This window comes from Peribacillus aracenensis, from assembly GCF_025175645.1.
GTDB classification, from domain to species: domain Bacteria; phylum Bacillota; class Bacilli; order Bacillales; family DSM-1321; genus Peribacillus; species Peribacillus aracenensis.
In genome coordinates, this window is record NZ_JANZMJ010000013.1 from 115817 (window position 1) to 132860 (window position 17044).

Here is a 17044-nt window from a genome sequence, read left to right on the forward strand (position 1 = left end):
AATAAATAAGGGGGAAGGTAATGATGGCATTAGGAAAAAACGTTGTATTAATAGGAGTCGGAGTTGCCGGAGTCTCATTTTTATCGAATAAAACGAATAGAGGAAAAGTGAAGGACATATGGTCCAATGCAAAAGCAAAAACAGTAGGCTTTTGGAATAGGAAGGCTTCCGAGCTCGATCCCGTAATTGAAAAGGCAGGTCACCCTGATCCATATGATCATGACGATAATAAGATGGTAGATGAAGGCGCCATGTATGGTGTTCACTATTATAATAATGTGAAGCATGGATAATGCAAACAGATTCGCTTGGGGATACCCAAGCGTTTTTTTATTATATTTTTCAAATTAAAAAAATCAGATAATTGGAAATTTAACGACTGGATTCATGGTATTAAATTCTTTATTGTGCTTTAAATGAATAAGGATTAAGATTAAAGAATCGAAAGGAAGTGGATACAAGTGATCAGCAGTTCTTATGATCCTGAACCCAGAAAGAAAGAGAAAGCCGATATGATGCTAGAAGTCGAGACTGTTATTCTTCCTGAGTATCCGCTCGAAGAAGGTAAATAAGGCTTTCTCTATAAAGAGGAGGTCAATAAATGATTGAAATCTACAAGACGGATGAAAGCCGTCACCTAATCAATATCGAGGAAATGACAAAAGGTTCCTGGGTGAACATTGTTGCGCCCACAGAAGCTGAAATAGATTATATATGCACAACTTTGCAATTACCGATCAACTTCATGAAAGACCCACTGGACGATGAGGAAAGACCACGAATTGAAAAAGAGGATGATAATGTTTTAATTATTGTCGACTTCCCATATTTGACCAGGGACGAAGCCGACTTACCAATTTTTGAAACGATTCCCATCGGTATGATCTTTACCAAAGACTGTTTCATTACAGTGTCTTTGAAAGAAACACCGATATTGGCGAATTTCAAAAACAATAAAATCAAAGGGTTTTTCACCAATAAGAAAACCAGGTTTGCGTTACAATTATTATTTGAGATTTCATCCTATTACCTACGTTACCTCAAACAGATTAACAAGATGACTAATGAAGCGGAACGTGAATTGCATCAGTCCATGAAAAACAAAGAATTATACACTTTCCTTGCTTTGGAAAAAAGCCTGGTTTATTTTACGACATCATTGAAATCCAATCGAGTAGTACTTGATAAGATCCTCCGTTTCAATTATTTGAAAATGTATGAAGAAGATAAAGAATTGCTTGAGGATGTAATCATCGAAAATGCTCAGGCAATCGAAATGGCGGAAGTGTATCTATCCATTCTTAGCGGTATGATGGATGCATTCGCTTCGATCATTTCCAATAATGTCAACAATGCCATGAAGTTTCTAACCTCAGTGACCATTATTTTAACACTTCCGACGATGGTGGCAAGTTTTTACGGAATGAATGTCGAACTACCATTTGAACATAATCGGTTTGCTTTCATTTTCACATTATTAATTGCCATCACATTGGCTGGGACGACGGCATTCATTTTTTGGAAGAAAAAATATTTTTAAAATAAACCGGCTTATTAAGCCGGTTTCATTTTGTAGAAAAAAGGGATTTTATCTAAATTTTAAAACAAAGTTGATTGGAGAGGGTGTGCGAGACCCCGCAGGCGCAAAGGCGCCGAGGGGCTCCCGGACAGCCCGCGGAAAGCGAGTGCCTGGATTGGAAATCAACGTCCAAATTGTACAAAGTGGTTTGTTTCATTCCTCAAAAAAATCAGAAAATCCTTCACTGTTAATCCGATCCGCATAAGGGTTCTCATCCTTTACATTCTTTGCATCCAAATTTGTTTGAATCACTAAACGGGGACTCTGTGATGCTTCTCTGATGATACGGTCGTTCAACTCTTTAAAATCCGGTACATTTTTATTGCCGGGTTTGTTTGGTTCCAATAAAACCACCTCCATTCCTATCTTTGCAATAAATGATGGGGTGTATTCATGAATATTCTTAGGTTTGGGAAGAATAAAGGAATGAGGAGGAGATCATGATGACCAAATGGAACAAGCAAGCAGCGCCCAATAATAATTTAAGGGCAAGTGATTTAAACCCATGTGAAGTCGAAAATGCAAAAATGGATTCAAAAACAATTGATGGAGATCAATTGAATGATCTAAAAATTCAAAGGGAAATCAGAAAACAAAATATATAGACCCTTATTGAATGCAGGGCAAAGAAAGGGTCATTCAGAGGAAAAACGCTTGGCGGTTAAACCAAGCGTTTTTTTCGTATCATGAAGGCGGAGTTCCATGATTGATTTAAGATACTTTTTTATCAGGAGCGTTTTTGCTTTTTAAGTGAAGAAGGTTGAGTGAAGGCCCCGGTTTCTTTTGTAGTGGTACCTTGCCCCTCTATCTGAGAAGAACCTAAACGAGTTTGTGAAGCATCTTTCTTGTTTTTCCCATTCATGTTTATCACCTCGATATTACTTTCCCTATTTCCTTTCCATCCTATACATATATTGAAGGTGAAAAGGACAGCTTAGAAGGTAGAGGAGGTGTGTGTTGATGTCAAAAATCGGTGTTGAAGAATCTTTAACGAATATTCAGGAAGCACTTCGCGAAAAAGGTTTTGATGTTGTGGAGATTAAACAAGAAGCTGACGCAAAAAACGTGGATTGTTGTGTGGTAACAGGTTTGGAAAGTAATGTGATGGGTATAAGCGATACTTCATTGAAAGCGTCCATCATTGAGGCAAATGGTTTAACGGCTGATGAAGTGTGCCAAGAGGTTGAAAGTAAAGTGAACTTGATTCAATAGTTCAAAAAGTGCCTAAACCAACATAGGGTTAGGCACTTTTTCTGTTTCAAGGTTGCTGTGCTACGGAAATTTTCGCATTCAGTTCCACCGCTACATTACCTTTGATCGCTCTAGAAATCATACATGAAGTTTCAGCTTTTTCAGCAAGTTTCATCGCTTTTTCAACCTCTTTTTCAGAAGTCCCCGATACTAATACAAGTGCAGGGCGATGAATGATTTTCTTATAGGTGAATACACCATTCGTAACATCCACTAACGCTTCCGATTGCATGGATAAGCTCGCCTTTTCTATATGGGCTCGCTCTAACATGGCAGCAAAGGTAATGATATAGCAGGTCGATGCCGCCCCAAGAAGCATTTCATCGGGATTAGTCCCGATCCCTGGTCCTTCCATTCCAGTAGGAATACTTATTTGTGTTTGAAGATTCCCTGAATGAATCGTGCCGATATCATTTCTGCCGCCGGGCCATTCGGCGGTTAAATGAAAGTGATGTATAGTCATTTTTTAACCTCCTTACTGTTCTATAGTGTAAACGATTTAACAGGTTAAGTATCCGATTTTGCTCACTCAGTCGAATAATCCAGTTATCGGTCGTAAAAAGTGGCGAAACGTTCGAAGGATCTACTTCCAGCAGGACAATTTAAGTTTCCGGTAGGCCGAATTTCCGACAGCTGACCGAAGCATTCTCATTGATATAAAAGAACTTGTTGATGAAACAAAAGGCAGGGGCATTTGGCTATTTTAAGCACAATATTGGATAGGCTTTTCTATAATGATATAGACAGTTTTATATAAAAAATTCTTCATAAAGAAAGGGCTGAAAAGTTGACTACATTGAGTAATATGTTTGATTTGACTAATAAAACGGCTATCATCACCGGCGGCGGCAGGGGACTGGGCAAACAGATCGCCATCGCGTTGGGGGAGGCTGGTGCAAATATAGTCATTGCTTCACGAAATCTTCCTCTATGTAAGGAGGCATGTGAAGACTTGAGAGCGATGGGTGTTAATGCCGTTGCCTTTGAATGTGATATCACGGATGAGAGTGCCATTGACCATGTCGTCAAGGAAACGGTTGCTCAATTCGGCACGATTGATATTCTTGTCAATAATAGCGGTACGTCCTGGTCAGGTCCGCTTTTGGATCTTCCCAAGGATAAGTGGGAAAAAGTATTGAATGTTAACGTTACAGGTACATTCCTATTTTCACAGGCTGTAGCGAAGGTCATGAAGCAGCAAAATTCCGGAAAAATCATAAATATTGCATCGGTGACAGGTCTTGGCGGGTCGCTTCCTGAGGTATTGGATACGATAGCTTATAACACCAGTAAGGGTGCCATCATTACAATGACCAAGGATTTAGGAGTTAAACTTGCTAGATTCGGAATCCAAGTCAATGCAATTGCACCTGGTTTTTTCCCGACTAAAATCACAAAGAATATTCTTGAAAAGTCTAACTATGACATATTAGGTCATACTCCGGCTGGCAGGTTTGGCAATGAAGATGATTTAAAGGGTGCCGCCGTATTTTTAGCCTCACAGGCTTCTGACTATATGATCGGTCATATTTTAATCATTGACGGTGGAGTTTCGGCATTAGCGTAAACGGAGAGAGGAAGGAAGAAATATATGACAGGAAAATCAGATTTTTATAAAGGGCTTAAATTACTAGGCACACAAAAAGAGCAACAGCTTAATGATAAAATTCAGAATTTGCTAAATAACCGTGAGTTGATAGAAGCAGTAAGCGACAATGCCCGATTGCAGATTCCAAGAATAAATAGAATGCAGGAAGCCTCAGAAAGAATGTCCATCATCATGAATTATCCAACAAAAAAAGATGTAGCGAGTTTAGCGAAATTAGTCATCCAGCTCGAAGAAAAAATTGATAGTTTAGAAGAGCTGGTCTCAAGACTTGTAGAGGATAGGGGCGGGAATGTCAGAGGTGAATCTGCAGTTAGTAATAAACGCACTTCTTTTTCAACGCGCAGTAAGAAAAGGAAGTCAAGTTGGGAATCCAATGAAATGGAAGGGCGTAAAAAAAGATTGGCGGATTTTATAAATAACTCCTTATTGTTAAGCTCGCAGTTACCTGGGTTCGATTTACATGGACAGGGAAATTCAAATGTCTAAGCGGAAAGTGCCGAAAAATCAATCCGAATCCATACCTAAATGGAAACGTTTTATGGATATTCCCAATCAGCCAATGCCTGAAATGGGACTGACGCCGAAAACTGCGGTGTGGAAAAAAAACAAATCAACGCTTTGGTATTATCCATCAGCACAAAAAAAATATGAGGTGCCGGTTTTTCTTATATATTCACTAATCAATACTCCTTTGATTCTTGATTTGTCCCCCGGCAATAGTTTAATAGAATCTTTTGTAAATGAAGGTTTTGATGTGTATTTGCTTGATTTTGGAAGTCCGGGCTTTGAAGATGGTGAAATATCGATCGAAGATTATATCGCCGATTATATTCAAAAAGGAGTACAGCGTGCATTACGCCATTCTGGAGCATCAGAAATTACAGTTATGGGGTTTTGCCTCGGCGGTACAATAGCCGCAATATATGCTGCCATTTCAGACGAGCCAATCAAGAATTTGATCCTTTCCGTTACACCTGTAGATTTCAGTGCCTCAGAATTTTTTGATCAATGGCAGGTAGCGTTAAAGGAAGGTACCGTGGATTTTAACGATACGATTGATATTTATCAAACGATCCCAGCCAGTGCAGTTAAATATGGAATCCGATTAATGACATCCCCTATCTATATATCACCCTATCTATCTTTATTGAATCAAGCGGATGATGATGAATACGTTCAAAATTGGCGTCGCTTCAATGCTTGGGCAAATGGGCATGTACCATTATCCGGAGCAGCCGCAAAACAAATAACCCAAGACCTTTTGATAAATAACAGCTTGGTTAATGGGAGTTTTGAGGTAAGGGGAAAAAAAGCGAAGCTATCGAAAATTGATGCTAGTGTTTTAGTAATAGCGAATAAGAATGATCGATTGGTCCCACAGGAAATGATTTATCCGGTAATGAAGCATTTGAAATGTAAGGATAAGACATATAGCCTACTGAAAAGTGGACATGCTGCTAAACAATATTCCGGTGTACTCCCATATTATTTGAAGGAATGGCTAATAGGGCGTTCTTCACCAATTCAATAGTTTACTAGGGGGATGCGAAATGTACATGTTAAACGCCATTGAGGATATCAAAATCATGCCGGTTGTAGAATATATAGGCTTTGCGACATTGGTATTTTCAAAATTTTTTGCTGCATTTCCGGATTACTAAAGTGAAATAAATGAAAGGGCTGGCTCGTTATGCAGAGACAGCCCCTATTGTTTCAATGATAATATTTCACACGTTCTTCAAGTGGTGAGAAGTCTTTATCATCAGGCTCTGCAGTTGGTTTTCCAAATGGCATCTGTGCGATGAGTTTCCAATCACGTGATATATCCCATGTCTTTCTCACTTCATCATCGATTAAAGGATTATAATGCTGAAGACATGCACCAAACCCCTCAATTTCCAAGGAAGTCCATACGACAAATTGTAAAATGGCAGATGATTGGTCCGACCAAATCGGAAAGTTATCGGCATACGTTTTGAATTGTTCTTGAAGCCTATCTATAATGGCCTGATCTTCAAAGAATAAAACCGTACCATAACCATTTATAAATGAATTCATTTTTTCTTTAGTTTTTTCAAAATCTTTGGCACCGACTGCTTTTCTTAATGTTTTTTTTGTGATATCCCATAATTGGTCGTGGTTTTGACCAGTTAATACAATCACTCTTGCACTTTGGGAGTTGAAAGCGGAAGGGGAATATTGAACGGCATGATCGATAACTTCTTTAATCCTTGTATTAGGAACAACACGTTCCTTGCTAAGGGAATAATAAGAGCGTCTATCTTCAATTGCGCTAAAAAAATCTTTAACCATATATCACACCTCCATTCTTTATACTACCGATTTATTTTGACCTGATTTAAATATTTTATGATAAGTGAAAACGGGTAAAATTATTTGTATGAAAATGGTTGACAAATTTATCTATGTCGTTTATCTTTAAATCAAGATATTTGCATTAAAAGTATTTTGAAGGTTAAATACCTTGAATTCGAGATATTATTTTAGGATTAATTCATTTCCGTAAGGGGAGATTTATAAAGATAGGAGTGGTTTGGATGGAATTAAAAGGATTACATCACGTTTCGGCGATTACAGCTAAAGCGGGGAATAACTTTGAATTCTACACAAAAGTCTTAGGGTTGCGATTAATTAAAAAAACGGTGAATCAAGATGATGTACGTGTATATCACTTATTTTATGGAGATCAAATTGGTTCACCGGGTACAGAATTGACGTTTTTTGAAATTCCCAATGCTGCCCGCACTCATGAGGGGAATAATAGTATTTCAGAAATTTCCTTAAGGGTAAGAAATGATGAAGCACTGGGATATTGGAAAAAACGGTTTGTTGAATTCAATGTTGAGCAGGATGAAATATCGAGCCGTTTTGAAAGGAAGGTGCTTTCATTTAAAGACCCTGAAGGGCAGAGGCTTCTTTTGGTTTCCGATCAGGATAATAAAGGCGTTCAAGGAGGATTACCGTGGGATGGAAGCCCGGTGCCGCAAGAGTTTTCCATTCTTGGATTAGGGCCAGTAAAACTTACTGTACCTGATATTGTACAAACAGAACGCGTTCTTACCGACGTATTGGGTTTCAGGAAGTCAGGCACATACCCATCCTCAATCAGGGGGCAAAATCCGATAGTCGTTTACGAGACAGGTAAGGGAGGAACGGGCGCCGAACTCCATATTGAAGAAAGGAATGACATACCTCGGGAAAGGTTGGGGAGGGGTGGAGTACACCATATTGCCTTCCGGGTGGATAATGAAGGGGAACTGAGAAAATGGATAGAGAAAATTAGTGAATCAAAATTCGTGAACTCGGGTTATGTGGACCGCTTTTATTTTCATTCACTCTATTTTAGGGAGCCGAATGGCATCTTATTTGAATTGGCTACTGATGGACCAGGTTTTGCAGTGGATGAAGCAGAGGAGCACTTAGGTGAAAACCTTGCCCTGCCACCTTTTTTAGAATCGAAAAGAAAGGATATTGAAGCGAATTTAAAACCATTGAATACAAAACCAACAAATTAATCAATGGGAAAGGAAGTATTGGGCATGCAAAAGCAAAATGCAGGAATACATCATATAACCGCAATTGTAGGCAATCCTCAAGAGAACGTGGATTTTTATGCTGGAGTATTGGGACTGCGTATGGTGAAGAAAACCGTTAATTTTGATGACCCAGGAACCTATCATTTGTATTTCGGTGATGAATCAGGTTCTCCGGGAACTATCATCACTTTCTTTCCTTGGCCTGGGGCATACAAGGGGAAAATTGGCTCAGGACAAGTGGGGGTTACAACATATGCTGTTCCGGAAGGATCAATGGGTTTCTGGGAAATGCGTTTAGGTAAATTTAACATAGACTTTAAAAAGGTTTCACGTTTCGGCGAGAAATATCTCGAATTCCAAGACCCACACGGTTTGCAACTTGAACTGGTTGAACGTAAAGAAGGGAAAAATAGCGAGTGGTCATTCGGCGGTGTACCAGCTGCCAAGGCAGTCAAGGGATTCGGTGGTGCCGTATTATTGACGTCAAAACCGATCAAAACGATGGAACTATTAGAGAAAGTGATGGGTCTGCAAAAAATTGGGGAAGAGGGCGATTACATCCGCTTCAAATCCACATCGGACATCGGAAATTTAATAGATATTAAAAAAACGGTTTTGCCAAATGGGAAAATCGGAGTGGGAACCGTCCACCATGTTGCATGGCGTGCAATCGATAATGAAGATCATAAAGAATGGAGGGAGCATATCGCCAACCATGGCTATGGTGTGACACCCTTTACAGACCGTCAATACTTCGATGCCATTTATTTCAGGGAAGATGGAGGCATACTTTTTGAAGTTGCCACAGATCCACCTGGCTTCGCTCATGATGAAACGAAGGAAACGATGGGCAGTAATTTAATGCTGCCGCCATGGCTGGAAGAAAAAAGGGCGATCATGGAGAAAACGTTACTGCCGGCAGTGCCGAGAGTACTTGAGGAGGATAAATGATGAAGCATATTTTTCAAAAAGGAAGTAATCCAGAAGCGCCATTGCTTTTGCTTCTACATGGCACTGGAGGAACGGAAACAGATCTCTTGCCATTAGCGGAACTGGTTTCACCAGGATCATCCGTATTGAGCGTAAGGGGAAATGTACTTGAAAACGGAATGCCTCGTTTTTTTCGCCGATTATCCGAAGGGGTTTTTGATGAAGAAGATTTGATTTTTCGTACGAAGGAGCTTTATGACTTCTTGGAATCAGCGTCCAAAAAGTATGACTTCGACCGTGAAAGAGTGGTAGCATTAGGTTATTCCAATGGTGCAAATATAGCGGCAAGTTTGCTGTTCCATTTCGAAGGGGCATTACTAGGAGCGTGTCTTCATCATCCAATGGTGCCAAGACGAGGGATTGCATTGCCTTCTCTTTCGGATATACCTGTATTTATTGCTGCAGGTAAAAACGATCCGATTTGCCCGGCAGCAGAAACTGATGAACTTAATAAACTTTTGCTGCAAGCGGGTGCAATAGTGGATGTTCAGTGGGAAAATTACGGTCATCAGTTAACACGGTCAGAGGTTGAGGCAGCGGGTTCATGGTTTCTAAAGAACTTTTTATAAGAATGGGAGGGAATGAAGATGATTTCTGTTAATCCTGAAAGTCTGACTGAACGGGATAATTATAAGTTTTTGACTGGTAGCATCATACCGAGACCTATAGCCTTGGTTACGACAAAATCCGAAACAGGTACAGTCAATATAGCTCCGTTCAGCTTTTTTAACATAGTCAGTTCAAATCCTCCGATGATTTCCGTTTCTGTCCAACGGAAAGAAGGGGTTTCAAAGGACACTGCACGAAATGCAATTCAAACAGGTGAATTCGTTGTTCATATCACTGATGAGAATAATGTAGCTGATGCAAATCGAACGGCGAAGGAACTCCCGTCTGACGAAAGTGAATTGAGTCTGACCCATTTCACGACAGCTGTTAGTGATAAGGTATCCGTACCAGGATTGAAAGAAGCGAAGGTACGCTTTGAATGTACATTAGAGCATGCGATACCAATGGCGGGTTCCAAGGATAAACCAGGTTGTGATTTATTGATAGGGAAAATAGTCTGTTATCATATAGAGCAAGATATTTACCATAACGGTCGAATTGATCAGAATGGGCTAAAACCTGTAGCAAGATTAGCGGGTCATACTTATACAAAACTAGGGGAATTATTTGAAATAGAACGTCCTTAAGTGATAAGAAAGAAAAAATGGCGTCATCTTTTTATGATGGCGTCATTTTTTTAGATCAAAATTATCCCAGTTAGCTTCATCTGCAATTTTAATGCGGTAAGCGGCTGTTCGAAATTGAGCAACCATTTCATAAGGCTCTTTTCGTAAAGATTGTTGTTTTAAAAAACTAAACGATTTAAAGTTGTGGAGCGCAAGTGCGAGACTCCTGCGGGAGCAGAGGGACAGGTGAGACCCCACAGGCGTTTAGCCCCCGCCCCGCGGAAAGCGAGCATCTGGAGGGGAAATCAACCACACCTCTTTACTTGGTGAATAGCAACAAATGCCGCCCGGCGTTGCAGGTGTATCCAAACCTGCTGCAAAAACAGGAAAAAGAGAAATTATATCATATTTTATGATAGCTTGGGAAAACTAAACAAACAATGATTAGAAAGGAGAGAATGAGTATGAGTCGTGGTAAAAGTTTTAATCACAAAGAAAAAGGGCATCCAGGAAATCTACCCGATAATAGAATTAGCGAAGAGAAGGAACATAGCCGGCAATATGAACAAATCGAGGATATTGTCACACATGAAGCTTTTAAAAATCGGGAAAAAGATGACGAGATGCCTTGATTTTTGAGAAACAGTATATCGAATGAGGAAGTTTTAAACATAAATATCCACTTATATACGGGGAAAACCATAAGCTTTGCTGTGGTTTTTCTTTGATTGCAAATAAATGAAGAGGGAAAGTCGGAGATTCTTAAATAAGCATAGATGGTAGCGAGAAACAGCGGAATACTCATCTTCCCTTGAAGTAAGTAAAATAACAGAATAATGATGATGGATGCATTTAATTAGCCGACTTTCTTCTATAATAATTAATAAAACTTAATTTTCTAAACTCGGGCACTATTAGAATTCAAAATGCTGCAAAGACCTGTTAGTAAGTTAAAGCTGTCATCCAGGAATAATTATATGTAGCGTCAAAGGGGGGAACTCAGCCATTAATCATAACCGTCATATCCTAACTGTTTAAAGCCATAGAATTTAACAGTCATGCCAGTTACATCGTGAATATTATAAGTACCTGGTGATGAAGTGCGGTTCATTCCCCATAACGTCTTAAGCTCAATGTCTGCTATGTTTCCTTTTGTTTATGGCGAATGATTTCCACTTCTCGTTTAGCTCTAATAAAAGCGATGAATTGAATCGTTTCCTCTTCAGAAAGAGAGATTCCATCGACAGCAAGCTTCATATTTGGTGAATCCGTCAATTCCATGGCTCGAGGTGACTCTGTGGTAATATCTTTAGATGGATAATCCACTCGACCTAGAATGTAATCAGTGGATGTATCATATAAGCCTGCTAATAAATTTACCGTTTCCAATGAAGGACGGCGATGGCCCGATTCGTAACCTGCATAGGTACTCTTGGCTATTCCGAGTCTGTCAGCGGTATATTGCAAAGACCACCTTTTGGCCTTCCTTAATGTAGTTAATCTATTTACGATCATTCTTATTACTCTCCTTTTATATAAATCGATTATAACATCAAATTGGAATAAGCGTACGCGTAATGAATGTTTTTTAGCTTGATTTCACTCTGGAACATGACTATAATAACATGTGGTGTACGCGCAACATGTATATATCCAGCAAAAACATCCTTTTCAAAGATGATGAATGATTGTAAAACGGGAGGCTTTATAGGGGGTAGTTTATTGGGGAAGTTGAAGTCAAAAATGAAGAAGTTGATGTTAATTACTACAGGTGGTACAATTGCATCGTTAGAAGGGAAAAATGGACTGGTTCCAGATATGAAAGCTGACGAATTTTTAGGACACCTGCCGGGATTGGATTTACTTTATCAGATTGATAGTAAGCCTTTGATGAATATTGATAGTACAAATATGCAGCCGGAAGATTGGACAGAAATGGCACAATCCATTCATGAGCACTACCATGATTACGATGGCTTTGTGATTACCCATGGAACAGATACAATGGCTTACACTTCAGCTGCGCTCTCATATATGTTACAAGATTTAAGGAAACCAATTATCATTACAGGTTCTCAAATCCCAATTGCCTTTAAAAAGACAGATGCCAAAAGAAATATCTCTGATGCGATTCGGTTTGCTTGTGAAGATATTGGAGGAGTATATGTTGTATTTGATGGTAGAGTCATCCAGGGTACTAGGGCCATTAAATTGAGAACTAAAAGCTATGATTCGTTTGAAAGTATTAACTATCCATATATCGCTACCATATTCAAAGATAAAATTGAGTATCTAAAGCCAGTTCATTCACCAAAGAAAAAGGAAGCTAAGTTAGATGCTTCCCTATGTACAGATGTTGCTTTAGTTAAGCTCCATCCTGGTATTAAACCTGAATTCTTTGATTCTCTGAAAAATCATTGTCGGGGTATCGTAATTGAAAGTTATGGAAGCGGTGGTATTCCGTTTCAAAGAAGAAATATTTTAGAAAAATTGAATGAGTTAGTACAATGTGGAATATCCGTAGTCATTACTACCCAATGTTTAGAAGAAGGGGAAGATATGGATATTTACGAAGTGGGACGAAAAGTGAATAAGAATGTCATCATTCGTTCCAGAAATATGAATACAGAAGCCATCGTTCCTAAGTTGATGTGGATTTTAGCGAAGACAAAGGATCCCAAAAAAGTGAAGGAAATGATGGAAACACCGATTGCAGAGGACATTACATTATAGAACAGACAAAGGGGTAAGAGGAAATGTTGACAGAAGAGAGAACATACCGCATCGAGAAAGACTTTCTTGGGGAAAAGGAAATTCCAGCTGATGTATATTATGGAATACAAACTTTACGCGCTGTAGAGAATTTTCCGATTACCGGTTACAAAGTCAATGAAGAAATGATTCGTGCACTAGCTATGATTAAAAAAGCAGCCGCTTTAGCAAATATGGATACCAAACGGTTATATGATGGGATTGGAAGCGCTATCGTCAAAGCTTCTGATGAAGTGATCGATGGAAAGTGGCATGAATATTTCATCGTTGACCCAATTCAAGGCGGTGCAGGTACATCGATGAATATGAACATTAATGAAATCGTTGCCAACCGTGCGTTAGAATTCATGGGACACAATAAAGGGGATTATGTACAAGTAAGTCCAAATAGCCATGTTAACATGTCGCAATCAACCAATGACGTATTCCCAACTGCCATTCATTTATCAACATTAAGACTCTTAGAGCAATTGTTACAAACAATGACCAAGATGAGTACGGTTTTAAAAAATAAAGCAAAACAATTTGATCATGTTATTAAAATGGGACGCACACATCTTCAAGACGCAGTGCCAATTCGACTCGGTCAAGAATTTGAGGCATACAGTCGCGTGTTGGATCGGGATATAAAACGAATCAGTCAATCACGCCAACATTTATATGAAGTGAATATGGGGGCAACAGCAGTGGGAACGGGATTGAACGCAGATCCCCGTTACATTGAAAATGTTGTTAAATATTTAGCTGAAATCAGTAACTTGCCGCTTGTAGGTGCAGAACATTTAGTGGATGCAACCCAAAATACGGATGCATATACTGAAGTGTCAGCGTCATTGAAAGTATGTATGATGAATATGTCTAAAATTGCTAATGATTTACGTTTGATGGCTTCAGGACCGAGAGCGGGATTAGCAGAAATCACTCTTCCAGCACGTCAACCAGGTTCATCAATCATGCCAGGAAAAGTAAATCCAGTAATGCCAGAATTAATTAATCAAGTCGCTTTCCAAGTGATCGGGAACGATAATACGATTTGCTTAGCATCAGAAGCAGGACAACTAGAGTTGAACGTAATGGAGCCAGTCCTTGTATTCAATTTATTGCAATCAATTAGCATCATGAACAATGCTTTCAATGTCTTTACAGATTATTGCTTAGAAGGCATTGAAGCTAATGAGCAACATCTAAAAGATTATGTCGAACAAAGTGTTGGAGTGATTACAGCAGTCAATCCGCACCTTGGGTACGAAGTGGTTTCACGTATTGCGCGTGAAGCGATATTAAAAGGCAAATCAGTTCGCGAACTTTGTTTACAATATGATGTGTTGACAGAAGAAGAATTGGATCTAATTCTAAATCCTTATGAGATGACAAAACCCGGTATAGCAGGAGCTTCACTTTTTGAGCGTCAATAACCAGTAAATTAGTAGAAAACAATCTATATGATTTTGATGTAATGACTATGCCTTTAGGACCGTTGGTATAAAGGCATAGTCATTTATTTTATGCATTCCTTTATGAAATGTTACCCAAACCGTCCGGCAACAGCTTCTTGGTATTATTATCTGAATATACAGATATCGTTTGCCGTCGATCTAATCATGGAGGGTGTTAACCAATAATAAACAATCTATCCTCTTTAGAATATATTTAATATCATTAGCCGCTATCCAATCGCAATTAGATCAATCATTAGGTTGCCAGCAGGGTTAAACCAGTATACAAGGACTGCGATTAATGCACCTGGCATAAAGACAACCCTCATGTTCTTTAAAAACTTTATCCGAGATATAACCGCATAATAAAGTGCCCGGAATGCCTATGGAAAAGTTTTGAATTGAATGATACGCTGCATTTCCAATGAAGTTTCCGAGGAAAACTTGTAAACTGAGCTTCTTATATTCGGAATCTATCTTTCCTTCAGGTAATCTCTCAACTGGTAAAACTGGCGAAAGTAATTTGAGCATCCAATTCCTCCTTAATATGATATTTTTGTTGAACCTACTAATTGAGTTAAGTATTGATGATGACACATATAAAAAACTCATACTTAAATAAAAGGTCCTATTTAAGCATGAGTTCTCAAAATCTCCACCATCGCTAGCTTGTAATAATTAACTATCTTCATAAGAAAACGGTGTGAGCATTTTTCGTGTCCACTCGTACAAATGAGGTACCATTTTCTTCAAGTTAAATAGACTAATATTTCATGCTAAGTTTTTTGGTATGTGTCCAAAGTTCCAATGAATATTAATGGTAAAGGTAAAACCAACTGGAATGACATGAATATTTTTCATTTTTTTTTAAGATATTTAAAATAATGTATTAGTCACTTCCAGATGGAAAGGGAGGAGGACTTTGAAACAAGTGAATCGTTTTATCAAAATTGTTACATTTCTAATGCTCGCATTTCTCATGTTTAGTGGTCAGGCTGCTTTTGCTTCATCAAATTCATTATCATCACAATCCAAGTCAGACCTTTTGATTCGGCAGATCATGGGTTTAGCCTATGAATCCCAGCAAACCATTAGCAGTGGCCCATTTTCTGTAGGTGATTCATTGAAGAAAGTGGAAAAAGCCTGGGGTGCACCGGAAGATTTAAGTACCGTCGCGGCCAATTATTGGTCCCATAATATCCGTTTCCTCTATGACGGTTCAACAGGAAGAAAAACGATTACCGCCATTGATGATTTTGATCCGCAATTGCAAACCATCCATTTATCCATGTTGAAGGGATTGATTGGTGAACCTGTAAGTGAAGTGGAGCAAGAAGGGATGTACTATGTCACTTATACCGATTACGCAAATTATAAAGTGGTATTCGTGTTTGAAAGCGCCTGGATCAACCCTGATCCAAGATTGAGTATGTATACGGTTGAAATTGCGTCAGATTGATAAGGAACAAGACAAAAAAGAATCGTCTCTATATTGTATAAGGGCGATTCTTTACTGTTAGTATCTTTAAATGGTTTCCTTACCACAGGGAGAAATTTGTTTAAGAATCTGAGCTTACCGTTCTATTCAATAATATTCAGCCATACATTAAAAAGATGTAATAAGAATGATTAAGGGGGAACTGCTTTGTCAGAAGGTGTGCACAGTATCATTTTACCTGTTTCAATAAAAACGGTTTGGGGATTTGTAAGTAGTATAGATCGTTGGGCACCTCTTGTCCCGGGATATATCAATCATGAGATGATGAATGAGTGGACACTCATCTGGGAGTTTAAAAGTGATTTGGGATTAATGAAGAAGAAAATAAAACTTGAAGTGAAGATATTGGAATGGATTGAACCCGAAAAGGTAACATTTAAACTTAAGGGATTAAATGAAAAATTTGATGGGCATGGCTATTTTTTAGCAGAACAGTGCGGGGTTGAACAGACTAAAATGACTGGCTGCCTGGCGATTACGGCAAAAGGAGCCAAGGCCCCTATCGTCAATGCTTTGTTAAAAACCTACGTTCCCCAAATGACGATCGAGTTTTCTGAGGCAGTTGCACAAAGTCTCCTAGTACAAAAATAGAAATTACATATTGGAGCTATCATTATTGAATATTGGCACTTGACAATTATACCTAAGTGGTATGTATTATAAATTGTAAGATTTTTATCAATCCTTCATTTCAACTGAATTGGTTTATGATGGATGTCTGGATAGGATTCATAAGTAATAGGCAGGGTAGGAGGCCTCACATGGAATATGACAATCAGGTTAAAAATAGAGTGAAGCGAATAGAAGGACAGCTTCGTGGGATATTGAAAATGATGGAGGAAAACAAGGATTGCAGAGAAGTAGTAACGCAGTTATCTGCCACTAGATCTGCAATCGATAGGACAATCGGGGTAATAGTAAGTTCAAATCTTGTAGAATGCGTTCGGGAGGCTAATGAAACCGGAGAAAAAAATCCCGAAGAGCTAGTGAAAGAAGCTGTGAATTTATTAGTGAAAAGCCGATAAGCAATTATAATTTATTGTTATTGTTGAATGTTTAAGACAATAATTAAAAACAATCTGACCAATCTGAGAAATCTGAATTTCCAGGGTGGGATTTTTAAAAAATGGGCCTCTACAGGAAGAGGTCCTTTTTTTTTGAATTCTCTGTTTTCACT

General features: G+C 38.8%; 22 protein-coding genes and 1 pseudogene. 17 read left to right on the top strand and 6 right to left on the bottom strand.

Annotated elements, in window-relative coordinates:
- The first annotated feature begins 20 nt into the window (after nucleotides 1-20).
- Both N0M92_RS14735 and N0M92_RS14740 read left to right on the top strand, forming a co-directional pair.
- A complete protein-coding gene (locus N0M92_RS14735) occupies nucleotides 21-293 on the top strand; it encodes a hypothetical protein (RefSeq protein ID WP_260286455.1) in 273 nt (90 codons plus the stop codon).
- Between the two features lie 308 nt (nucleotides 294-601).
- Complete coding sequence (locus N0M92_RS14740; protein WP_260286456.1) at nucleotides 602-1540, top strand: magnesium transporter CorA family protein; 939 nt, start codon at nucleotides 602-604, stop codon at nucleotides 1538-1540.
- Nucleotides 1541-1732: 192 nt separating this feature from the next.
- On the opposite strand, the gene N0M92_RS14745 is transcribed toward N0M92_RS14740, so the two are convergent.
- Entirely contained in the window at nucleotides 1733-1924 is a 192-nt protein-coding gene (locus N0M92_RS14745; protein WP_260286457.1) for a hypothetical protein, read from the bottom strand.
- Between the two features lie 95 nt (nucleotides 1925-2019).
- Between N0M92_RS14745 and N0M92_RS14750 the strand changes: the two genes are divergently transcribed.
- Nucleotides 2020-2184 (top strand): hypothetical protein, encoded by a 165-nt coding sequence (locus tag N0M92_RS14750; RefSeq protein WP_260286458.1) that lies wholly within the window; start codon nucleotides 2020-2022, stop codon nucleotides 2182-2184.
- Nucleotides 2185-2306: 122 nt separating this feature from the next.
- Here the strand turns inward: N0M92_RS14750 and N0M92_RS14755 are convergent, their stop codons facing one another.
- On the bottom strand, nucleotides 2307-2441 hold the full coding sequence (locus N0M92_RS14755) for a YuzL family protein (protein ID WP_098369432.1): 135 nt from the start codon (nucleotides 2439-2441) through the stop codon (nucleotides 2307-2309).
- Nucleotides 2442-2539: 98 nt separating this feature from the next.
- Here N0M92_RS14755 and N0M92_RS14760 point away from each other — a divergent pair, with 98 nt between their 5' ends.
- Nucleotides 2540-2791 (top strand): YkuS family protein, encoded by a 252-nt coding sequence (locus N0M92_RS14760; protein WP_260286459.1) that lies wholly within the window; start codon nucleotides 2540-2542, stop codon nucleotides 2789-2791.
- 46 nt (nucleotides 2792-2837) lie between these two features.
- On the opposite strand, the gene N0M92_RS14765 is transcribed toward N0M92_RS14760, so the two are convergent.
- On the bottom strand, nucleotides 2838-3293 hold the full coding sequence (locus tag N0M92_RS14765; RefSeq protein ID WP_260286460.1) for an OsmC family protein: 456 nt from the start codon (nucleotides 3291-3293) through the stop codon (nucleotides 2838-2840).
- 342 nt (nucleotides 3294-3635) lie between these two features.
- Here N0M92_RS14765 and N0M92_RS14770 point away from each other — a divergent pair, with 342 nt between their 5' ends.
- Genes N0M92_RS14770 through N0M92_RS14780 form a run of 3 tightly spaced genes read left to right on the top strand, consistent with a single transcriptional unit; the run spans nucleotide 3636 to nucleotide 5970 of the window.
- Nucleotides 3636-4397 (top strand): SDR family oxidoreductase, encoded by a 762-nt coding sequence (locus tag N0M92_RS14770; RefSeq protein WP_260286486.1) that lies wholly within the window; start codon nucleotides 3636-3638, stop codon nucleotides 4395-4397.
- A 24-nt stretch (nucleotides 4398-4421) separates the two neighbouring features.
- Nucleotides 4422-4925 (top strand): hypothetical protein, encoded by a 504-nt coding sequence (locus N0M92_RS14775; RefSeq protein ID WP_260286461.1) that lies wholly within the window; start codon nucleotides 4422-4424, stop codon nucleotides 4923-4925.
- On the top strand, nucleotides 4918-5970 hold the full coding sequence (locus N0M92_RS14780; RefSeq protein ID WP_260286462.1) for an alpha/beta fold hydrolase: 1053 nt from the start codon (nucleotides 4918-4920) through the stop codon (nucleotides 5968-5970). Before N0M92_RS14775 ends, N0M92_RS14780 begins: the two co-directional genes overlap by 8 nt.
- Nucleotides 5971-6152: 182 nt before the next feature.
- Here the strand turns inward: N0M92_RS14780 and N0M92_RS14785 are convergent, their stop codons facing one another.
- Nucleotides 6153-6752, bottom strand: coding sequence for a nitroreductase family protein (locus N0M92_RS14785; protein WP_260286463.1), 600 nt, complete (start codon nucleotides 6750-6752; stop codon nucleotides 6153-6155).
- 245 nt (nucleotides 6753-6997) lie between these two features.
- Here N0M92_RS14785 and N0M92_RS14790 point away from each other — a divergent pair, with 245 nt between their 5' ends.
- The 5 genes from N0M92_RS14790 (at nucleotide 6998) to N0M92_RS14810 (ending at nucleotide 10793) form a co-directional block, all read left to right on the top strand.
- On the top strand, nucleotides 6998-7975 hold the full coding sequence (locus tag N0M92_RS14790; protein WP_260286464.1) for a ring-cleaving dioxygenase: 978 nt from the start codon (nucleotides 6998-7000) through the stop codon (nucleotides 7973-7975).
- Nucleotides 7976-7999: 24 nt separating this feature from the next.
- Nucleotides 8000-8947, top strand: coding sequence for a ring-cleaving dioxygenase (locus N0M92_RS14795; RefSeq protein ID WP_260286465.1), 948 nt, complete (start codon nucleotides 8000-8002; stop codon nucleotides 8945-8947).
- Entirely contained in the window at nucleotides 8947-9555 is a 609-nt protein-coding gene (locus N0M92_RS14800) for an alpha/beta hydrolase (RefSeq protein WP_260286466.1), read from the top strand. Before N0M92_RS14795 ends, N0M92_RS14800 begins: the two co-directional genes overlap by 1 nt.
- Before the next feature lie 18 nt (nucleotides 9556-9573).
- Entirely contained in the window at nucleotides 9574-10182 is a 609-nt protein-coding gene (locus N0M92_RS14805; protein WP_260286467.1) for a flavin reductase family protein, read from the top strand.
- Between the two features lie 443 nt (nucleotides 10183-10625).
- Nucleotides 10626-10793, top strand: a complete 168-nt coding sequence (locus tag N0M92_RS14810; protein ID WP_192205058.1) for a hypothetical protein — start codon at nucleotides 10626-10628, stop codon at nucleotides 10791-10793.
- Between the two features lie 508 nt (nucleotides 10794-11301).
- Here the strand turns inward: N0M92_RS14810 and N0M92_RS14815 are convergent.
- Nucleotides 11302-11676 (bottom strand): helix-turn-helix domain-containing protein, encoded by a 375-nt coding sequence (locus N0M92_RS14815; protein WP_260286468.1) that lies wholly within the window; start codon nucleotides 11674-11676, stop codon nucleotides 11302-11304.
- Between the two features lie 228 nt (nucleotides 11677-11904).
- Here N0M92_RS14815 and N0M92_RS14820 point away from each other — a divergent pair, with 228 nt between their 5' ends.
- Nucleotides 11905-12894: an asparaginase gene (locus tag N0M92_RS14820; protein WP_260286487.1), complete on the top strand. Its 990-nt coding sequence runs from the start codon at nucleotides 11905-11907 to the stop codon at nucleotides 12892-12894.
- Nucleotides 12895-12917: 23 nt separating this feature from the next.
- Nucleotides 12918-14348 (top strand): aspartate ammonia-lyase, encoded by a 1431-nt coding sequence (aspA, locus tag N0M92_RS14825; RefSeq protein WP_260286469.1) that lies wholly within the window; start codon nucleotides 12918-12920, stop codon nucleotides 14346-14348.
- A 257-nt stretch (nucleotides 14349-14605) separates the two neighbouring features.
- Here the strand turns inward: aspA and N0M92_RS14830 are convergent.
- Nucleotides 14606-14753: pseudogene (locus tag N0M92_RS14830) on the bottom strand (glycerol-3-phosphate transporter); the annotation flags it as partial.
- A gap of 547 nt (nucleotides 14754-15300) precedes the next feature.
- Here N0M92_RS14830 and N0M92_RS14835 point away from each other — a divergent pair.
- From N0M92_RS14835 to N0M92_RS14845, 3 genes are all read left to right on the top strand, one after another.
- Nucleotides 15301-15828 (top strand): YjgB family protein, encoded by a 528-nt coding sequence (locus N0M92_RS14835; RefSeq protein WP_260286488.1) that lies wholly within the window; start codon nucleotides 15301-15303, stop codon nucleotides 15826-15828.
- A gap of 186 nt (nucleotides 15829-16014) precedes the next feature.
- On the top strand, nucleotides 16015-16458 hold the full coding sequence (locus tag N0M92_RS14840) for a CoxG family protein (protein WP_260286470.1): 444 nt from the start codon (nucleotides 16015-16017) through the stop codon (nucleotides 16456-16458).
- 170 nt (nucleotides 16459-16628) lie between these two features.
- On the top strand, nucleotides 16629-16892 hold the full coding sequence (locus N0M92_RS14845; RefSeq protein WP_260286471.1) for a metal-sensitive transcriptional regulator: 264 nt from the start codon (nucleotides 16629-16631) through the stop codon (nucleotides 16890-16892).
- Nucleotides 16893-17044 lie beyond the last annotated feature (152 nt).

Bases quoted from the DNA above. Each gene is read 5' to 3' on its own strand.
- N0M92_RS14800 (WP_260286466.1), top strand. From the start codon at position 8,947: ATGAAGCATATTTTTCAAAAAGGAAGTAATCCAGAAGCGCCATTGCTT.
- N0M92_RS14810 (WP_192205058.1), top strand. From the start codon at position 10,626: ATGAGTCGTGGTAAAAGTTTTAATCACAAAGAAAAAGGGCATCCAGGA.
- N0M92_RS14770 (WP_260286486.1), top strand. From the start codon at position 3,636: ATGTTTGATTTGACTAATAAAACGGCTATCATCACCGGCGGCGGCAGG.
- aspA (WP_260286469.1), top strand. From the start codon at position 12,918: ATGTTGACAGAAGAGAGAACATACCGCATCGAGAAAGACTTTCTTGGG.
- N0M92_RS14775 (WP_260286461.1), top strand. From the start codon at position 4,422: ATGACAGGAAAATCAGATTTTTATAAAGGGCTTAAATTACTAGGCACA.
- N0M92_RS14750 (WP_260286458.1), top strand. From the start codon at position 2,020: ATGATGACCAAATGGAACAAGCAAGCAGCGCCCAATAATAATTTAAGG.
- N0M92_RS14760 (WP_260286459.1), top strand. From the start codon at position 2,540: ATGTCAAAAATCGGTGTTGAAGAATCTTTAACGAATATTCAGGAAGCA.
- N0M92_RS14740 (WP_260286456.1), top strand. From the start codon at position 602: ATGATTGAAATCTACAAGACGGATGAAAGCCGTCACCTAATCAATATC.
- N0M92_RS14765 (WP_260286460.1), bottom strand. From the start codon at position 3,293: ATGACTATACATCACTTTCATTTAACCGCCGAATGGCCCGGCGGCAGA.
- N0M92_RS14785 (WP_260286463.1), bottom strand. From the start codon at position 6,752: ATGGTTAAAGATTTTTTTAGCGCAATTGAAGATAGACGCTCTTATTAT.
- N0M92_RS14755 (WP_098369432.1), bottom strand. From the start codon at position 2,441: ATGAATGGGAAAAACAAGAAAGATGCTTCACAAACTCGTTTAGGTTCT.
- N0M92_RS14795 (WP_260286465.1), top strand. From the start codon at position 8,000: ATGCAAAAGCAAAATGCAGGAATACATCATATAACCGCAATTGTAGGC.
- N0M92_RS14815 (WP_260286468.1), bottom strand. From the start codon at position 11,676: ATGATCGTAAATAGATTAACTACATTAAGGAAGGCCAAAAGGTGGTCT.
- N0M92_RS14790 (WP_260286464.1), top strand. From the start codon at position 6,998: ATGGAATTAAAAGGATTACATCACGTTTCGGCGATTACAGCTAAAGCG.
- N0M92_RS14735 (WP_260286455.1), top strand. From the start codon at position 21: ATGATGGCATTAGGAAAAAACGTTGTATTAATAGGAGTCGGAGTTGCC.
- N0M92_RS14845 (WP_260286471.1), top strand. From the start codon at position 16,629: ATGGAATATGACAATCAGGTTAAAAATAGAGTGAAGCGAATAGAAGGA.
- N0M92_RS14780 (WP_260286462.1), top strand. From the start codon at position 4,918: ATGTCTAAGCGGAAAGTGCCGAAAAATCAATCCGAATCCATACCTAAA.
- N0M92_RS14805 (WP_260286467.1), top strand. From the start codon at position 9,574: ATGATTTCTGTTAATCCTGAAAGTCTGACTGAACGGGATAATTATAAG.
- N0M92_RS14820 (WP_260286487.1), top strand. From the start codon at position 11,905: ATGAAGAAGTTGATGTTAATTACTACAGGTGGTACAATTGCATCGTTA.